This is a genomic window from uncultured Acetatifactor sp. (assembly GCF_948601915.1).
Taxonomy (GTDB): Bacteria; Bacillota; Clostridia; order Lachnospirales; family Lachnospiraceae; genus Acetatifactor.
Map to the genome: position 1 here is coordinate 62,559 of NZ_CAPDXS010000002.1, position 17,191 is coordinate 79,749.

The following is a 17,191-nucleotide window of genomic DNA, read 5'->3' on the forward strand; positions in this document are numbered from 1 at the left end:
AGAATCTGGCATAGAGCCCGTATTGATCTATGTCTGGATTTTCTCGCTGGCCTCGCTTCCCTCGCAGGCCCACATTTCCGGCTCGATGTTGAATCTGTCAACAATATACTGATAAAGAGAATCCTGCGTATAGTCAACCCCGGAGCCCATCATATTGACGCTGAAACTGGATGTATAGGTGAACGGTATTGTCTCCTCATAGGCTGCATGCCCACCCGCCTCATCTGAGCTGGCCTCTCCTCCTTCAGAGCTCTTCTCTTCCCCTGCGCTGTTTTCCTGGCTGCTCTCCACCTTTGTCCGGCTGTCCGAACCTGCATCATCCTGCTTGTCCCCGCAACCTGCCAATGCCGAAATCACAAGCATTCCGCATAACAGTAACGCCACTTGTCTTTTCATGTGTTTTCCTCCTGTCTTTGTTTACCTTAATTGTGTCTGATGCTGTTTATCTCAAACCTGCTTCTACAGGGTATGATTCCATATTCCCTACATTTTTACCGCACCTATCAGGACACCTTTCACGAAGTATTTCTGGAGGAACGGATAGACCACCATGATGGGCAGCATGACTGCGAACACGGATGCCATCTGGATGCCCTCTGAAAAAAGGTTGGTCTGACGTGCTGCGGAAGATAATGTCTTAGCCGCCATGTTCGACCGAGAGGCGTTGCTGATGATAGACCGCAGGAACAACTGGAGCACGCTCTTTTTCCCACTGTTCAAAAGCAAAAGCGGCCAATACCATGTATTCCAGTACCCCACCGCTGTAAACAGAGAGAATGTAGCGAGCAGCGGCTTCTGTAAGGGAAGCATAATCTTTACGAAAATCGTGATTTCCGAAGCCCCGTCAATCATGGCGGCATCCTGTAAATCCATGGGAATCGATTCAAAGCCGTTCTTCATGATGATGATGTTATAGGAGGAGGCCAGGCCAAGCAGCACGATTCCAGTATAGGTATCCAGCAGCCCCAGATTCCGAATCAACATATAGGTAGGGATTACGCCACCGCCCAGAAACATGGTGAGGATCATCATCCGGAAGAACAGCTTTCTGCCGGGGAAATCCCTGGAATATGCATAGGCTACCATGGTGGACACTGCCATTCCGGCAGCCGTCCCGCCTATCGTGAGCAGTATAGTAGACCGATAGGCTGACAAAAGGGCGCTCCCCCTACCGAGCAGATATTTATAATTTTCCAGTGTAAATTTCCGCGGCAGCCAGGAAAAGGGATGCTTGGTATATTCCGCTGAGCTCTCGAAGGAAATCACGATTGCGTTCCAGAAGGGAACCACAATCAATATCGCCAGCAGCGTCAGTACTATCATTGCAATGATTTCCGTATTGTGCCATTTCTTTTTCTTTGTCGCTGTTTTTTTCATCTTTGCCATCCTTCGCTTCCTCCTGTTCTACTGAATCAGCCTCTCTCCGCTAATCTTGCCCACTACAGTGTTCGCGAGAACCAGCAGCATGAAATTAATTACAGCCTTGAACAGGCCTACTGCCGTGGAAAATCCATAGTTTGGAGTGGATGCAAAAGTGATATCGTAGATGTAGGTGTCCAGAATCTGCGCCGTTTCAGTTACAATGGCATTCCGCATATTGAATATCTGGTCGAATCCGGCATCCATCACTCCCCCTACTGCCAGGATGAACATGATTATGATGGTTGATTTGATGCCAGGCAGCATCACATATCGGATGCGCTGCAGTCTGGTAGCGCCATCGATATCCGCAGCCTCATAGAGAGTGGGATCGATGCCGGCTAACGCGGCCATGTAGATGATCGCCGACCAGCCGACTCCCTTCCAGATGGAAGTGGCATAGAGCATAGGGCGAAACAAAGGGACATTCCCCAGGAAGTTCATCTTCTCGATGCCAAGGTTCGCCAGCATTACATTGATTGCACCGTTGCTGGACAGGAAGTTGCCCAGTATGGCGGAGACTACGATCCAGGATAGGAAATGGGGAAAGGTGAAAATCGTCTGATATACCTTTTTCAGCTTAGTCCCCCGCATTTCCGTAATCAATACCGCCAGGATGATTGGAGCGGGAAATTCGAAAATCAGTCTGCTGATGCTGATGACCAGAGTGTTCGTAATGGCGCGCTTTGCGGCCGGTATGATGAAGATTCGCCTGAAATGCTTCAGCCCCACCCATTCGCTCCCCAGCACTCCCAGGCTCGCTTTGTAGTCCTCGAACGCCATCAGGACGCCGTACATAGGGCCATAGCAGAAAACGATGAGCCAGACCAGAAAGGGAAGCGCCAGCAGATATAACCATCTCGCTTTCCAGATTCTGAGCAGCAGCGTTCCCTTTTTCTTACTGTTGCTGCCTTGTTTCCTGCTTTTGGTGGTACTGGTGTTCACGATACCTTTGTCAGCCATAATCTGTTCCTTTCCGTTGTTTTTCTGTAGCTCTGTGAGCCGCATAGCCGTTTCTCTTAACCCATATAATCCTCATATACTTACTTTTCATGCATTGCGGATGCTTCCGTCAACTGGCAATCCGCTTCACTACCCGGGAAAGCTGACCGGCAGCCACTCCTCTGGAATTGCAGAGGCTTTCGATGCCAAGCTCCAGGGGGATGATTTCGAGCAATGTGGCCGTGGCCGAATCCTCATGTCCGATATGGCAAACCAGCTGGTTCTCACGGCTTACCACATCGGTGCGGTTTGTAATCAGCAGCACCTTCCCGCCATACTGAAGCACATTCTCCCTCACCTCATCGCACTTGGCGTTGTATCTTCTGTCAAAATCGTAGACCAGCACGCCGAATCCGGGCCGAATCAGTTCGATGGGGCCATGGATGAACTGTGCCGCCGTGAATCGGGATGAATAGAACTTTCCGGCCTCCTCCGCCACGATTTCGCTGTGGCAGGCTGTGGTATAGGAATATCCGGAACCGATGCAAATCAAGAATTCGATATCGGATATGAACTCAGAGACATCATGTCCCAGACTTTTGTCCGAAATCATGCACTCTATCCTGTCGGCGCATTTCTCCAGCCGACTGCGCAGCGCCTCCATTTCTTCCTCGCCACATCCGGTCAGCCGGTAGGCCAGCAGCATCATGGCAGCCAGCGTATTCGTATAGGTCTTCGTGGAAGTGAGGTATTCCGTACCTGCATAGATGCCGCAGGCCAGCTTGGTCATGGTGTGGAGATGGCTGTTCGGATAATTGGTCACGGACACCACCGGCACGAAAGCGGGAAGCTTGTCCAGAAGATCCAGCACCTCGGGGCTCTCCCCTGACTGGGATACCGCTATCACTATGGTTTCCTGTGTGTAAAAGCATTCCTCTCTGGACTGCAGTTCAAAGGACTCTATAGTGGATGCATGAAAGCCGTGATCCTGCAGGAATTTCATGGTGATATAGCAGGCGAACAGGGAACTTCCCATCCCTGTGAGAATGATGTGGGGGTTCTGCCTATCGCGCATTAGCTCTGCCAGCGAACGCCGCAGCTCCCGCTCCCCAAATGCCTGCTCTATGAATTCCCGCAGCACAACGGGCTGCTGGCGGATTTCATCCATAAAGGAAACCGCTTTGTATTTCATTCTCATTCTCCTTTGCTCTTTTCCAAAATTTTAAAACCGGAACATTGAAAGTTTTATACTTCATGCTATTGCATTATGAAGAAAATATTCTTTATTTACTATAGATAATAAGGTATTTTTATTAATCTTGCAATATCAAGATTGTCCAATATTCCCACTGATTTTTTGTGGAATTTTACCAAACGAAAATGGATTGACAAGGGTGCAAAAAGCTGCTGCCCATATGAAGCAACAGCTTTTCGCTGGATGATTGTTTGATTGGAATGATTTTCCTGTAATTTTATTGTCGGATGTATTCCACAGCCAGGCTGCTCCTGGGCCGCTTCAGCTCAAAGGCGTATCCCGCGGCCAAGGTGCTTCCGCCGACTATCCTTTCCGTCATATGATAATCCTCGTCCGATATCCGGAGCAGGTAATCGCTGTCCATGTCCAGTCCCCGCAGTGCGACAGTATGCTTCTCCTCTTTCTCCTCTTCCCGGCGGAAGGCAAGGAGCACGCCGCTGTCCTGACTTCCGAACTGGCACATGCCCCAGTGGTCTTCCCGCAGGTCTGCAGTTGACAATGGGTAGAAATCCTCTTCCCAATACCCCCTTAGCCTTTTATATTCCGCGAGAGCCGCATGGATTCTCTCAAAATCACATGCCTCGTCACGGACATCAAAGGAACCAGCAAATCCATTGCTCATGGCAGACCGCATGTCATATGCGGCAGCATCCCATGACGCGATTGCGTGGTAAACCATATAGCCGGAAAGCCCCAGGTTCTGATTCTGGTTCCACAATGCTGTCTTCATGGATTCCGAGGCCGGATAGCAGCCCGTATCGCTCCTCCAGCAGAATACGCTTCGGGCACAGGATTCCAAATCAATCCTGTTACCACCGCTGGCGCAATTGTCGATCAGCAGATGGGGGAAGCGTTCCAGGAGAGTATCCCAGAACCGGTACAGGCCTTCCATATACTTTATTTCGGTAATCCCCTTCCGATCCGCGGAATCCTTTTTTGCCCAGTAAGTATCCGGATAGAGATTGAAGTCCTGTCGATATATGTCAATCCGGTTCTCTTCGATAAAGCCGGCCACAAGCTCTGTAATCCAGTCCACGGCTTCCGGGTTCGACAGGTCCAACAGCATCCCCGCGCAGCCCATGGGGTCGATTCCGTCCATGCAGAAGCCCTGGGCATCCTCCTCCCCCGGTTCACCCCGGAGCAGGAATTCCGGGTGCTCTCTGGCTGTCTCCGTACCCCGGTATACCCGTTCAGGCTCAAACCATACCATGGTGCGGAGCCCTTTTTCATGGGCGTATTTCGAGATGCCTGAAAGCCCGTCCAGACCCTCCCTGAAAGAGTAATTGCCCACCCCTTTCGGGAAGCCTCCGGCAAACCAGGCGGCATCCATCCAATAAACGTCAAAATATGCGCATCTTTCAGCGTAATCTATCTCCTGCATCTGGCCGCTCGTCGTATTCCACTGAGGAATCTTATAGCTGTAGCGGTCGAAGTTCTGAAGGGCCATGGGCATCTTCATTTGGTCGCCGAATCTTCTCTTCGGGCTGAAATACTCTTTCATCAGCCGCCGGAAGCGATTGTGCGCTGCCACGGCGTTTCCCTCATATGCCATGAGCAATATCCTTGGAAACCGCAGGCTTTCATGTGGTTCCACATAAAAATGCACGTCCGGCAATCCGGATTTCAAGATGAAACCATCTTTATCTCTGGACAGTTCATAAAACCATGTCCCGCTCCAGCCTATGCCACAGATCAGGCCGTCATGGGGGCCACAGATATCGAAAAAGGGAAACGCGCCTTGGGAGGATTTTCCGTTCTTCGGCCTGATGGATATGGAATCCCCGATTTCCACATTGTTGGTAAAGGGGAGAAAACTTTCCCCTGTGCAGCTGTCCCCCAGGATTCCCTTATGAATAAGGGGCTCCTGCGGCGGCAGGGGAATCCCAAGATAAGCGATGTCCAGCTCCGTAAGGAATCTGCTGGGCTCATCCGAATGATTCGTTGCCGTCATCTGCCAGTCCACGGCTCCGAACTCGGGATATTTCTTCATACATATCGTGAACTCCATGCCGCCTTTTCGGATACAGAAGGATTCCGCAAGGTCTTCAGGACGATAAAACAGGATTTCCTGGCCACCATAGCAAATCCGCGCAAAACGCCCTTCAGCAGATTTTGAGCCTTCCAGCAGATTCTTTCTGATATGTTGCGCTATATAATTAGTTTCCATGTATTATCCTTTCCTATGATTGAATCGACCTTGCCGATAGAAAAGGCAGCCATCTATTTGAAAACCGGCTTCCTCCTCTCCATATATGGAATCATGTGTATTCAGATGACCTCCAGATAATCCCTGTCCGGCAGAGGCGGGAATTTCACGGTGGGCAGGGTCTGATACCAGTAGGCCACAGAGGCGATGTCGTCCTGCAGCGGCAGATAGCGCCCCTCGCTTCTCCACCCCAGCGCCTGGATCGTCACCCTAAGGCTGTTCTCGAAATGGATAGGGTCCGGAATATGCCAGCGGTACATGCCGAAGCGGAACTGGCTCCTGTAGAGCTTATCCGGGGTCACTACCTGCAGCCCTGCATAAGGTGTGCTGTAAGGGACATACCTGTCATGGGTAAAGGGGTCTTCGAAATCATAGGACCCGCAGAAGTAATCCTCCGTCCCTGTGCCGCAGATGGTGGGGTAGTCCGTGTCGCCGTCCATGTAGAATTTTATCTCGCCCTCTCCCCACCACTGGTTGTTGTTCACGCCCCAGGCCATGTAGGTGCCCACATACTGTCCCTTACCCTCAATGCCGTCCACGATGGTATAGACTTCCTTGTAGGGCAGCGGGTTCACCCTGCGGAACTGGGCATGGAAATAGGCGATTTCCTCCGGCAGTGACTGTAAGGTGTAGTCAATCTGGTAGAAAATCACATCCCTCTTATTCGACAGATTCTCCAAGGTCATGCGGCAGTTGCTTCGGAAGGGCATCTGCCAATAGCAGTTGAAAGCGCATCCCGGATTGACGCACACAGCCAGGGAATTGATCTGGAAGTATTCGTTCCAGCCCATACAGAAGAAATCCCCTATAGGGCATTCCACGGAAGGGTTCTCCTGGCCATCCCAGTAGATGCGCAGAATCGTGTCCCTCCAGCGGTTCTGCGGTGTCAGCCAGATGTGGCGTATGATGCCGGGACCGTCGATGTTCGCAATCTCAAAGGTGCTTTTCGGCTCCAGGAAGATAAAGGGGTTCACCTTCCAGCCTAGCCCCAGATCCCTGGCCTCGCTGCCGGAAACCCCTTGCTCCAGCGGGCACATCCCGCCCTTTCCCGGCTCTCCCGTGAAGTTCTCGGCGCTGATGGAACGGGATTTTACATCCGTTACCTGATATAGTGTTGATAAATCCAGCATTTTCGTCCTCCTTTTTCATCAATTGCCTAAAAAACACGAAGTTTGGGGCCCTTAAAGACGGCCGTACTTCCGCCGCGCATCCACCATAGCCTGGTAATTCTCTGCCGGAATTCCCTTGAAGATCCACAGATAAGCCGGATCATCGGGGGCTACCTCCCAATATCCGGGAATGCAGCGGATTGCGCAATGCCCCAGCGTCTCCGCGGCCTCAATCAGGAGATCGGCATTGTAACAGATTGCCCTTTCCTTTTCGGCCTCACTGAGCTTATCAAACGCAAACCCAAGAACCGGTTCCCTGCCGAACATCTCCTGAAACAGATGGAATTCCAGTTCCCAGAAAGGAATCTCATCCTCGGGCTGTTGACAGTTTAACGCTGCAAGCATCCTTTTCTTTGGTGTCATATCCCATTCCTCCCTCTCATAATGTACGCTCTTCCTCAGTTATAGTAATATGGTTCCCTGCACTATAGTGGTTCGGCTCCGGTCACCTTGTGGTCATGCGCTTCAAAAGCAATGGCATGAACATTGCTCCCTGCACGGTTCTGTTCTGGAAGGAGCACAGGGGACACTGTCTTGCTTCTTCCGTCATATACCAGTCGGTAAAGGGAACCCTGTCAGGGCTTTCCTCCAGGAACCGCAGAATATCCCCGGAAAACTCCTCCACTGTCCTTCCTGTGCCGTCCAGCGAAGCGGCCCATATCATCCAGTCGCTTTTCGTGTAGCTTTCTATAGAATACAGGGGAACGCCGTAGGCATTGCGTTTCCGGTGGTACAGCGCTATTTCCTGCTGATAGAAATCTTCGTCCCAAAGCTTCGTCCCGAAAGCTAAGTCCCAGACAGCATTGTATTTCAGGCTCCAGCTCTCCTCCTCGGCATCGAAGGTGAATTTCGTATGGTCCGTGCCAAGGGCCCGGGTATAGACATCCCTGGCCATTTCCCGGGCTTTTTCATGAAAGAGGTCTGCCTGGTCTGTCCGCTGGGCGGTCTCCAGAAGGATGGCATAGGCCTCTACCCCCATGACAGCTTTCATGGCCAGATTGATATTATGGTCTATATGGCCCGCATAGTCGTCAGTACAAAGCTGCTGGCCGGGATTTGCGCCATTTTGCAGCAGGTATTCTGCCCAGGTCTCGAAAAGCGGAAGCTGCTGCTGTAGTTCTTCCTTTGCCCTTTCGGAATCGAGCCTTGCCAGGGCAGCCTCCAGAATCAGCATGTTACCGCACTCCTCTATCGGCATCTGATATCGCAAATCATAGATATCGGCACAGGTCGGCATCTGCCAGAGCATGGGATAGCGGTGTCCGTCCGGTTCCGCTTCGCCTTCCAGATACTGGATTGAGCCGGGCTTCTGACGATACCCGTATACCTGGCCGGTGACATGAGGATAGCGCCCTGCATCGTGGGGTGCAAAGTCAAAGTTCCATATGGGCAGCTTCGCGAACCTGAACACCGGGCGCATCATGCCACGCACCAGCTCCGGATTGTACAGGAAAAACAATGGAGCCGACGGATAGGTCACGTCCACGGTGGCAGCGCAGCCGTTGGAATGGCATTCCTTGGAAATGAAGACAGGATTCCCGTCCTCATCCGCGATGAGCTTGTGAGCCGCTATGGACTGACGGTAGGCGGCAATGCATATTTTCGTATAGGAGGGGCTGAATTCCATGGCATCCCGCTCCATAGCCGTCTCGAAGGCCTCGCATCTGCGCAGCAGGCTGTCGTGTTCTTCCAGGGCTTCGGAAATCATGTCGTGGATGTTCTTTCCATTTCTGGCCCAGTAGCCGGGAAGCATCCTGCCGAAATATTGGATGGACGCAATGTCGTCATAGGCGGCTACGAGGGAAACCTTCTCCCAGCTTCCCGGTTTTGCCTGGAGCTGCGCCTTAGCCCGGAGGCCGTGGGCATCCTGCGCATAAACCACCTCCAGCGGCTCCGCCTCCGCCGCAGCCAGATAGAGATAGCCCCAGTCGATGGTCACGCTGTCACCGCTATATCCCAGGGGGCTTTGCTCCCTGAGTCCCATCCATGCAATCCGGCTGTCGGCGGGTGCGTAGCAGCCTCCTCCTATCTTTCCGGTCTGTCCTTTGTCGCAACAAAGCTCTCCATCAAACTCCAGGACCACCTCCACCATATGGCTCTTCCCGTCCATAGACCGGACTGCCATGTCCACATAGGAGCAGGGCCTGGACAATATGTCCAAATCCTCTAAAAGCAGCGGTGTCCAGAAATCCACGGCAAGCTCCACCCCTGCGTCCTGAAAGCGGTAGACGCTGTGCAGGGCGGTCACGGAAAGGGCTGTCTGCTCCATGGCCTCGGCTTCGCCCAGTCCCATGAAGCGGTATTCCCGGCCATCAATCCTGGCAGTCCCGGCCACCCGCTTGCGCCGTCCTGTCCAGTGCATGGCGTCCGTCCCTGTCAGGCAATCGCTTCCTGACCAGAGGCTGAAATAGGGGTCGCAGGTAATCAACGGGACTGCAGGAAGACGTCCCAAAGCTATCCTGCGGATGCCCTCTTTTCTACTGTTCTGTTCCATAAGCTCTCCTTTCTCTCAAAAAATCCTTATGCCGGGGGCAGCAAGTAAAACAGTACGCGCTGGCCATGGACGCGGCGAAGGTCTCCTTGGGATTGTCCATTTATAAGCCTTAGAGTCGCTTCTTAATAATAAGGTTTGACTATTTCAAAATAAGTATACTTTAATTTTGTCATTCTGTCAAGAAAGTTTTCTTCTCATGTTGTTAATTAGGCCTAAATATTTCTTCTCATACAGGCCATAAAAATCCCCCGACAATTCTCAGGAATCTATCGAGCATTGTCGGGGATAGATAGCCCCTGTCAGCAGATGGTCCTGCTCCGAAAGAACACCATATACCGCCCTTCTTATAGCTCCAGCCATCCAAATCCGAGGGGAAAAAGCACGGTCTTCGGCTATTCGAACATCCCTTTCTCGAAGAGCAAAGCCTCCCGCGCCTCCTGATCCAGCATCTCCCCCGTGATGCCTGCCCTGAGCTCCCTCCAGATGTGGATGTCCCGCTCAATCTGCCCGCCTCTGCGCACGAAAGGCTCCATGACAGCATAGCCGTCGAATCCCACCTCCCTTAAGGCCTCTCCGATTTCCTTCCAAGGCATGCGGCCCTGTCCGGGCACCTTCCGGTTACACTCTCCCGTATGGAAGTGGCACAGCAGGTCCCCGGCTGTACGGATTGCGCCCGCCATGTCGTCCTCCTCGATGTTCATGTGGAAGGTGTCCAGCATTAGCCTTACGTTCTCCTTGTCCACTTCCTTTACGAAACGGACACCCTCTTCGGCCGTATTCAGCAGATGGTTCTCAAAGCGGTTCAGCACCTCCATCCCAAGCTGGATGCCATAGGGCTTCGCCAGGTCCGCCATGATACGCATCCCCTCCACGCTGTATTTCCAGTCCTCTTCCTTGCATACCGGCTTTGTGAAGTCGATGGGCCAATAGGAATACAGCGCGCCGCCCAGATGGCGGATTTCCAACTGCCCCATGACGTCGAAGAGGTGCCTGAACCACCCTGTGGCGTTTTCCCGTATTTTCTTATCTGATGAACCGATATTATGGTCGAAGGACGGGCCGTATCCGGCAGTCAGGGTGATTCCCCGGGCCTTTGCGCGCTCCCGCAGAGCCACGATCTGGGCCTTTGAATAGTCCGGCAGGGGCTTAGCACCGATTTCCAGCGCATCGAAGCCCAGACGTGCCACCTTGTCCACATAGGGGACATAATCCGCCTCCCACTGGGTCTCCCAGTAGGCGTAATAAATTCCATATTTCATACTCTTTCGCTCCTATACTTGGTTCCGCGTCAAGAGGCCGCCGCCCTCACGCTTTCGGCGGACGCAGGCTGTCCCCGTACTGCTCAGGAAGCCTGTGCGGCCGTGTGGCCCGGAACTTTTACCTGATGTCCCAGGGGGGCGTGTGCCTCCCGGCGGCCCGAAATCTGTCGCACACGATTCAGTCTGCACACGAATCAGTCGAATCTGAAAGCGATTTTGAAGTCGCCGTATTTTCCGGTGGCGTAATCGAAAGCCTTTTCCCACTCCTCCAGCCGGAAGAAGGTCTTGACGATGCCCTCGGTCTTCAGCTTCCCATTTGCGATGTTCTCGATGACATAGGGGTAGCAGTAAGGGCTTAAGTGGGATCCCAGCACGTCCAGCTCCTTGTTGTCCCCGATCAGCGTCCAGTCCACGGTGGTCTGCTGGGCGAACACGCCGAACTCTACGAACCGGCCCAGCCGCCGTACCATCTGTAGGCCCTGGACCACGCTGGAGGGATGGCCTGTGGCCTCTATGTAGATGTCGCAGCCGTAGCCTTCCGTCATATCTCTTATGATTTGAAGGGCGTCTTCCTTCCCGGGATTTATCACAATGTCCGCACCGAATTCCTTCGCCTTCTGCAGGCGTTCGTCCATCATGTCCAGGGCTATCAGCCTGGCCGGGTTCATCTGTCTGGCGTAGGTGATCATCCCCAGACCCAGAGTGCCCGCGCCGGATATGACCACCACGTCCTCGATGCTGATGTCCGCCCGGTCTACCGCATGCTTGGAGCAGCTATAGGGCTCGATCATCAAAGCCTGTTCCAGGGTCATCTCCTCCGGCACCCTGTGGACCACAGCGTTCTTCGGGAAGCGCACGTACTCCGCCATGCCGCCGTTGTTCTCCTTCTGGAAGCCGAAGATGGCGTGGGGCTCGCACATCCAGTAGCGTCCTGTCCGGCAGAACCTGCATTCGCCGCAGGGGATGATTTGGTCCGCGATGACGCGGTCGCCGATTTCGTAGGCTGTGACATTCTTTCCCCTGGCCGCCACATGGCCCAGGAATTCGTGTCCCGGGATGAAGGGAGGGCGCACCCATTTTGCGTGGGTCTCGTCTCCCCAGGTGGAGTTGCCGTGATAGCACTTCAGGTCCCCCGCGCAGATGCCGCAGCCCTCTGTCTTGATGACAATTTCGTCATCGCCACATTCAGGGACGGGGTATTGGGCCTCAAAGCGGTAGTCGCCTTTGTCATAGGCCACCAATGCTTTCATCGTCTTCGGTAATGTTCCGTTCATGTTCTCCCTCCTATCCGTATCGCATTTTTGCGATTGGTTTTAATAATAGAATCGCTTTATGTAATGTAATTATATAAAGCATAGGGGGATTTGTCAATAGTTTTTCCTAAAAGAAAAAGGCGGAACGCTCTGCCTGAAAAGAGCTTTCCACCTTAACTATTCTCTATGGAATTTTGATTCCTACGCAAGTAGGATACTATCCTTTTACCCTGTCGAGCTCTGTGAGATTTACGCCCAAACTTGATAACGTAACCTTCAATTCCAGGTAACGCTTATACATTGAGTCATATGTGTCCGGCGCCACGTCCTTGATCGGTAACATCCAATCCTGCAACCTCGAAAACTCAGTCACACAGTCTTTAATAATATCTGCTGCATTTGGCATGCAAGCACCCTCTTTCTGAAACACCGCAAACATAGCCCTCTTTTATATGCTGTCTCTTCCGGTTACAATTTCAGCATAACAGATTTTTCAGGAAGTGTAAAGCCCTCAAATTTCAGCATTGAACGCTGCGATGAAGTTCAGGGCTGCCCCTGACGCAATTGCCGTCTTCTTATAGACGCATGTCCTCAGATATCCGCCGCCATCGCCAAAGGAATTCAATGCCGCCACCCTCTCCCGCAGATCCTCCAGATAGGCATCCAGGTATCCCCCTACATATCCCCCCAGCACGATGTCGCAGTCCAGCAGAGCGTGGACGGTATTCACCGTCAGGGCCAGATACCCCAGGTATTTGTCCCAGGCCCGGACGAATTCCCGGTTCCCGTTCTCCAGCCCCGCGAAGAAATCCTGTAGGCTCCCCTCCGCAAGGCTGGACAGATTCTCCGCCGTGAGATAGTTCTCCACGCAGCCCTTCTGGCCGCAGTAGCATTTCTGGCCGTCGGGAATCAGGGTCATATGCCCCACCTCCCCGGCCTTCTGGGTGGCGCCCGGGTATACGGTGTCGTCCAGGACGAAGCACCCGCCGATGTTGTTGCTCAGCATGAGGTAGAAAGCGTTCCTCCTGTCGGGATCCTTCCAGATCTCCGTGTAGGCAGCCGCGTTGGCATCGTTGAACAGCTCCACGGGGTATGGGATGTTGGCGGAAATCTGTTCATAGACATTGCTCTCCAGGTCGATGATCTTGCTGAAAAGGATGGTCCTGCGGTCGATGTCCACCAGCGCGGGCAGCCCTACGCCCACGCCCAGTATCTGCTCGCCTGTGAGTCCGGCCTTTTCCACCAGCTCCCGGAACAGGCTGCCCAGGTTTTTATAATAAGCCTCGCTGCTGGAGAAGGCAGCCCGGACGCGAGAGGTTGTGACGATGTTCCCCAGGAGGTCAAGGGCGGCCATGGAGATGTGGTTGCTGGTAATCTCTATGCCGATGGCGGCTCTGGCATTGCTTACCAGGGAATAGGCCACCGCGTTGCGCCCTCCTGTGTTGCCCCTGGAGCCGGACTGGGCGATCAGACCCGCATCTAAGAGCTCGTCAATGTTCTTGGCCACAGTGGGGATGCACAACTGCAGATCCGCCGCCAGCTCCTGCCTGGTCAGCATGCCGCCGGACAGGAATCTCTGGTAGATGCTGGTCTTGTTGATTTTCTTGATTTCCACGTTCAGGGGTCTCTTATTGGACATAAACCATCCGCCTTTGTCTGAGATTGCCGGGCTATCGAAGAATGCCGGTAAGGGAGGACGCTGGCGCAGAGGGCCGGCCGCCGAATCCACGATATGCCGGGAGGATTTAAGTATAACATCATGGTGCCGATAAATCAATCCGGGCGCTCAAAAAGGCTTGATTTATGTTGGTAAGCGTGGCATCTGGTTTATCTGCTGAAGGACTTCATCCTGGAGATTATGGAGTTGAAGCCGAATCTGCCGAAGGCTGATGCCTATGCGAAAGCGTTTGTGGCATACAGCCTGTACGGCTGGATTGCGAAAGCTGAATCTATTCTTCCCTTGCTCTTTGGATAAATTTGTATTATCGGCATGGCAGCTATGTTCTATAGCAACATGGAATGAAACGGCGCTTTATCGCAACGAAATATGGGAGCATATCCTCCCATCTCGAAAGAATGCCCCCAAATCTGCCCGAAATTTCTCCTACTTCCCTTCCGCCATCTTCAGCTGGGCCGTCACCAGCCCGTAGTAAATCCCTTTCTTCTCCAGCAGCTCATTGTGCGTCCCAATCTCCGCAATGCCGTGCTTGTCGATTACTACAAGTCTGTCGGCATTCCGCAGAGTGGACAATCTGTGGGCGATGGCAAAGGTCGTCCTCCCCTTCACCAGCCGGTCAAGGGCCTGCTGAATCAGGAACTCGCTCTCCGTGTCCAGGGCCGAGGTGGCCTCGTCCAGAATCAACAGCCTTGGGTTGTTCAGGATGGCCCTGGCGATGGCGATTCTCTGCCGCTCTCCGCCGGAGAGGTTGTAGCCGTGCTCTCCCACGTAGGTGTTGTAGCCGTCCGGCGTCTTGCAGATGAAGTCATGGGCATTGGCCGCCTTGGCCGCTTGGATGACCTCCGCCATGGTGGCATCCTGTCTGGCGAAGCGGATGTTGGCTAGGATGCTGCCGGAGAACAGGAAGGTCTCCTGGAGCACCACGCCGATCTGGGAATGCAGGCTCTCGGCCTTCACGTCCCGCAGGTCCACGCCGTCCAGCGTAATCTTTCCCTGATCCACATCATACAGCCGCATGATCAGGTTGATTAAAGTGGATTTCCCCGTGCCGGAAGCGCCCACCAGCCCGATCATCTCCCCGGGTTTCACCTGGAAGCTGATGTTCTCCAGCACCGGCTCATAGGTGTGGTAGCCGAAGGACACCCGCTGGAAGTCGAAAGCGCCCTCGATCAGGAATTCTTTGCTGTCCTCCCTGTCCTTGATGACAGGCTCCTCGTCCAACACGTCATAGATGCGGTTCAGGCTGGTGATCATCTGCATGACCATCCTGGGAAGGTGGGTCATCCAGCTCAGCGGCCCGAAGAGATACCCGCAGTAGGTGACGAACTGCACCAGCTCACCCAGGCTCATGTCTCCGTTCAGCACATCAATGCCGCCGAAATACACGGCGATGTATGACCCCGCCCCCAGCAGGAAGGTCAGTATGGGGAAAAAGATGGCCCAGAAGGTCTCGTTGCGCCTGCTGATGTCAGCATACTCCTCCGTCTTCTTCTGAAAGCGGGCTGCCTCCCTCTCCTCTTTTCCAAAGGACTTCACCACCCGCATGCCGGAGATGATGTCCTGCAGGCTGCTGGCCAAATCGTCCGACTTCAGCCACTGCTTGTGGTAGATGCTGTGGATATGGTGCCAGAAAGCCTTGGTCACCACGAACACGATGATGATGAAAAGGGTGGACAGCAGCGTCATCTTCCAGCTGATCATGAACATCACGATCAGGGACACCACCATGGTCAGCAGCGTGGAGAACATGTCTCCGAACACCTCTTCCATGAAGCCGCGGATCTGGTTGGTGTCCCGGGAGACGCGGTTGAGCAGCTCTCCCGGCTTCCTGTTGTTGATGAAGGACAGGGAGAGGGACTGTATCTTATAGTAGAGCTTGCGCCGCAGGCTCATGCTCAGGGCGCTCCCCAGGGACACGCACTGCCAGTAGCGGTACACATCCAGCAGGATGCGGCCGATGAGCATGGCAAAGGTGATGCCGATGAAGATCCACAGCTCCCGCCAGCCGCCGTCCCCGGTAGACAGCGTGCCGTCAATGAATTCACGCTGTACCAGAGGTATGGCCATGTTCATGGCGGAGATCAGGGCCATCAGCAGGGAGATCAGCAGCAGCTTCCCCACATATTCCCCGCAGAGGGCCATGAATTTCTTCAAAATGTCCGCCTTGCCCTCGCAGTAGGGGCATTTGCTGGTGCCGGGGAGGGCCCGGCCGCATTTCTCGCAGTATTTCTCATATTCCAGGCTCACCACCTGCTCCGGCTTCTCCCCTGTCCCAAGGGACTCGATGACGGACTGTGCCCCTCTTGCCAGATAGGCCACGCGGACGATGTGCCGCATGGAAAAGCGCGCCGCGCAGATGACCTGGCCGTCCTTTTTCGTCACGATGACGATGCCGCTGTGTACCTGATGCTCGCACTTAATCTTCTCGCATTCCGCCAGCGGAAACTGTGCGGAGAGCTCATCCCCCTGCAGCACCAGGAAACGCGTCCCTGTCACCACCAGGAAAATCGTCCCGGCGTAAGCCTCCCTGGCCTGCATCCTCCGGCTGTCGAATTCCAGGTCTACAGGCACACAGTACAGCACCTCTTCCCCGGCTTCCAGCCCCAGGGCCTCCCGTTGGGGTCCCGTCAATGTATACAAAAGTTTCATAAAATCCTACATGCCTTTCCATGGCCCGAAATCAGCCGGGCCATCCGTAAATTTTCCCATAGCCAGCGCAGCTGGCCGTTTCATGTCCTGGATGCGCAAGAAACCTTACTCAACAGTTCCTGATACTTATATGAAGAGATCCAGCTTCTTGCGCTCCATGACGCCCAACTGGTAGAAATCGGGAATCTCATACCGGTTTCCGTCGATGTCCGTCACCAGCAGCCTGGAGTCGCTCAGATGAATCACGGCATCACCGCTCATCTGGGTGGTAAAGCGGCAGGCCCCAAAGGTGGTGACTACATTCCAGTAGGCGTATCCGTACTCGTCTTTCACGTCCAGCACCTTGGTGATGACAGGCCTGAAATAGCGGAGCTTGATCTGCTCCCGCAGCATCTCCTGCTGGTCTTTCTCAAGCTGGGAGAGCTTCTCGATGATGCCGATCTCCTTCGCCTTCTCGTCCGCCTCCCGGATGGAGATGAACTCCTCGGGATTGGTCAGCGGGAATGTCAGATACACCCCCACACGGTCGTATTCCCTGGTGCATGCTTCGGTTTCGGAGTGTTTCTCTTCCCCTGCTTCCTTTACCGTCAACGCCACAAATCCGCCCTCCGTCCTGCGGAACCTGGCGTTCTCCCCCGTGAGGAAATGCATCTCCAGAAGCTCCTCCGATTCCTTCTTCAGAGCCTCCTCGTCAAATTCCTGGAGATCTAATAGGTCTTGTCTGTTATTTTCCTGTCCTTCCATAAATATCCGTCCCTTTCTGCACCCCAAAGCTTAGAGCGCCTATATTTCAGTTTCAGCAAGCTGGTGCAATCCTGGAAGAATGCCCGCACTTTGGGCATTCTGACCTGTGAGAACCGGCGAGCA

13 protein-coding genes are annotated in these 17,191 nt (G+C 53.7%); all 13 read right to left on the reverse strand.

All coding sequences use genetic code 11. The annotated features are described in order from the left end of the window. Positions 1 to 27: 27 nt before the first annotated feature. Positions 28 to 396 (reverse strand): hypothetical protein, encoded by a 369-nt coding sequence (locus Q2B33_RS00710; protein WP_300913827.1) that lies wholly within the window; start codon positions 394 to 396, stop codon positions 28 to 30. Between the two features lie 87 nt (positions 397 to 483). Then, positions 484 to 1,386 carry a carbohydrate ABC transporter permease gene (locus Q2B33_RS00715; protein ID WP_296460760.1) on the reverse strand — a complete coding sequence of 301 codons (903 nt, stop codon included), beginning with the start codon at positions 1,384 to 1,386 and terminating at the stop codon, positions 484 to 486. A gap of 18 nt (positions 1,387 to 1,404) precedes the next feature. Then, positions 1,405 to 2,382, reverse strand: a complete 978-nt coding sequence (locus Q2B33_RS00720) for a sugar ABC transporter permease (RefSeq protein WP_300567128.1) — start codon at positions 2,380 to 2,382, stop codon at positions 1,405 to 1,407. Between the two features lie 109 nt (positions 2,383 to 2,491). Then, the gene (locus tag Q2B33_RS00725) at positions 2,492 to 3,553 is read right to left on the reverse strand and encodes an SIS domain-containing protein (RefSeq protein ID WP_300766564.1); all 1,062 of its coding nucleotides are present in this window, start codon (positions 3,551 to 3,553) and stop codon (positions 2,492 to 2,494) included. Between the two features lie 280 nt (positions 3,554 to 3,833). Then, complete coding sequence (locus Q2B33_RS00730; protein ID WP_300567134.1) at positions 3,834 to 5,606, reverse strand: alpha-galactosidase; 1,773 nt, start codon at positions 5,604 to 5,606, stop codon at positions 3,834 to 3,836. Between the two features lie 278 nt (positions 5,607 to 5,884). Next, entirely contained in the window at positions 5,885 to 6,952 is a 1,068-nt protein-coding gene (locus tag Q2B33_RS00735) for a glycoside hydrolase family 172 protein (RefSeq protein WP_296460774.1), read from the reverse strand. A 51-nt stretch (positions 6,953 to 7,003) separates the two neighbouring features. Then, on the reverse strand, positions 7,004 to 7,354 hold the full coding sequence (locus Q2B33_RS00740; RefSeq protein WP_300567138.1) for a hypothetical protein: 351 nt from the start codon (positions 7,352 to 7,354) through the stop codon (positions 7,004 to 7,006). A gap of 82 nt (positions 7,355 to 7,436) precedes the next feature. Next, positions 7,437 to 9,485, reverse strand: coding sequence for a DUF4965 domain-containing protein (locus tag Q2B33_RS00745; RefSeq protein WP_300567141.1), 2,049 nt, complete (start codon positions 9,483 to 9,485; stop codon positions 7,437 to 7,439). Positions 9,486 to 9,877: 392 nt separating this feature from the next. Further along, positions 9,878 to 10,744, reverse strand: coding sequence for a sugar phosphate isomerase/epimerase (locus Q2B33_RS00750; protein WP_300567143.1), 867 nt, complete (start codon positions 10,742 to 10,744; stop codon positions 9,878 to 9,880). A 194-nt stretch (positions 10,745 to 10,938) separates the two neighbouring features. Then, positions 10,939 to 12,018, reverse strand: coding sequence for an alcohol dehydrogenase catalytic domain-containing protein (locus Q2B33_RS00755; protein ID WP_300567146.1), 1,080 nt, complete (start codon positions 12,016 to 12,018; stop codon positions 10,939 to 10,941). Positions 12,019 to 12,508: 490 nt separating this feature from the next. Then, entirely contained in the window at positions 12,509 to 13,636 is a 1,128-nt protein-coding gene (locus tag Q2B33_RS00760; protein WP_300567149.1) for an ROK family transcriptional regulator, read from the reverse strand. A gap of 465 nt (positions 13,637 to 14,101) precedes the next feature. Next, on the reverse strand, positions 14,102 to 16,324 hold the full coding sequence (locus Q2B33_RS00765) for an ABC transporter ATP-binding protein (RefSeq protein ID WP_300567152.1): 2,223 nt from the start codon (positions 16,322 to 16,324) through the stop codon (positions 14,102 to 14,104). A gap of 126 nt (positions 16,325 to 16,450) precedes the next feature. Next, positions 16,451 to 17,068, reverse strand: a complete 618-nt coding sequence (locus Q2B33_RS00770; RefSeq protein ID WP_300567155.1) for a DUF1854 domain-containing protein — start codon at positions 17,066 to 17,068, stop codon at positions 16,451 to 16,453. Between the last annotated feature and the right edge of the window lie 123 nt (positions 17,069 to 17,191).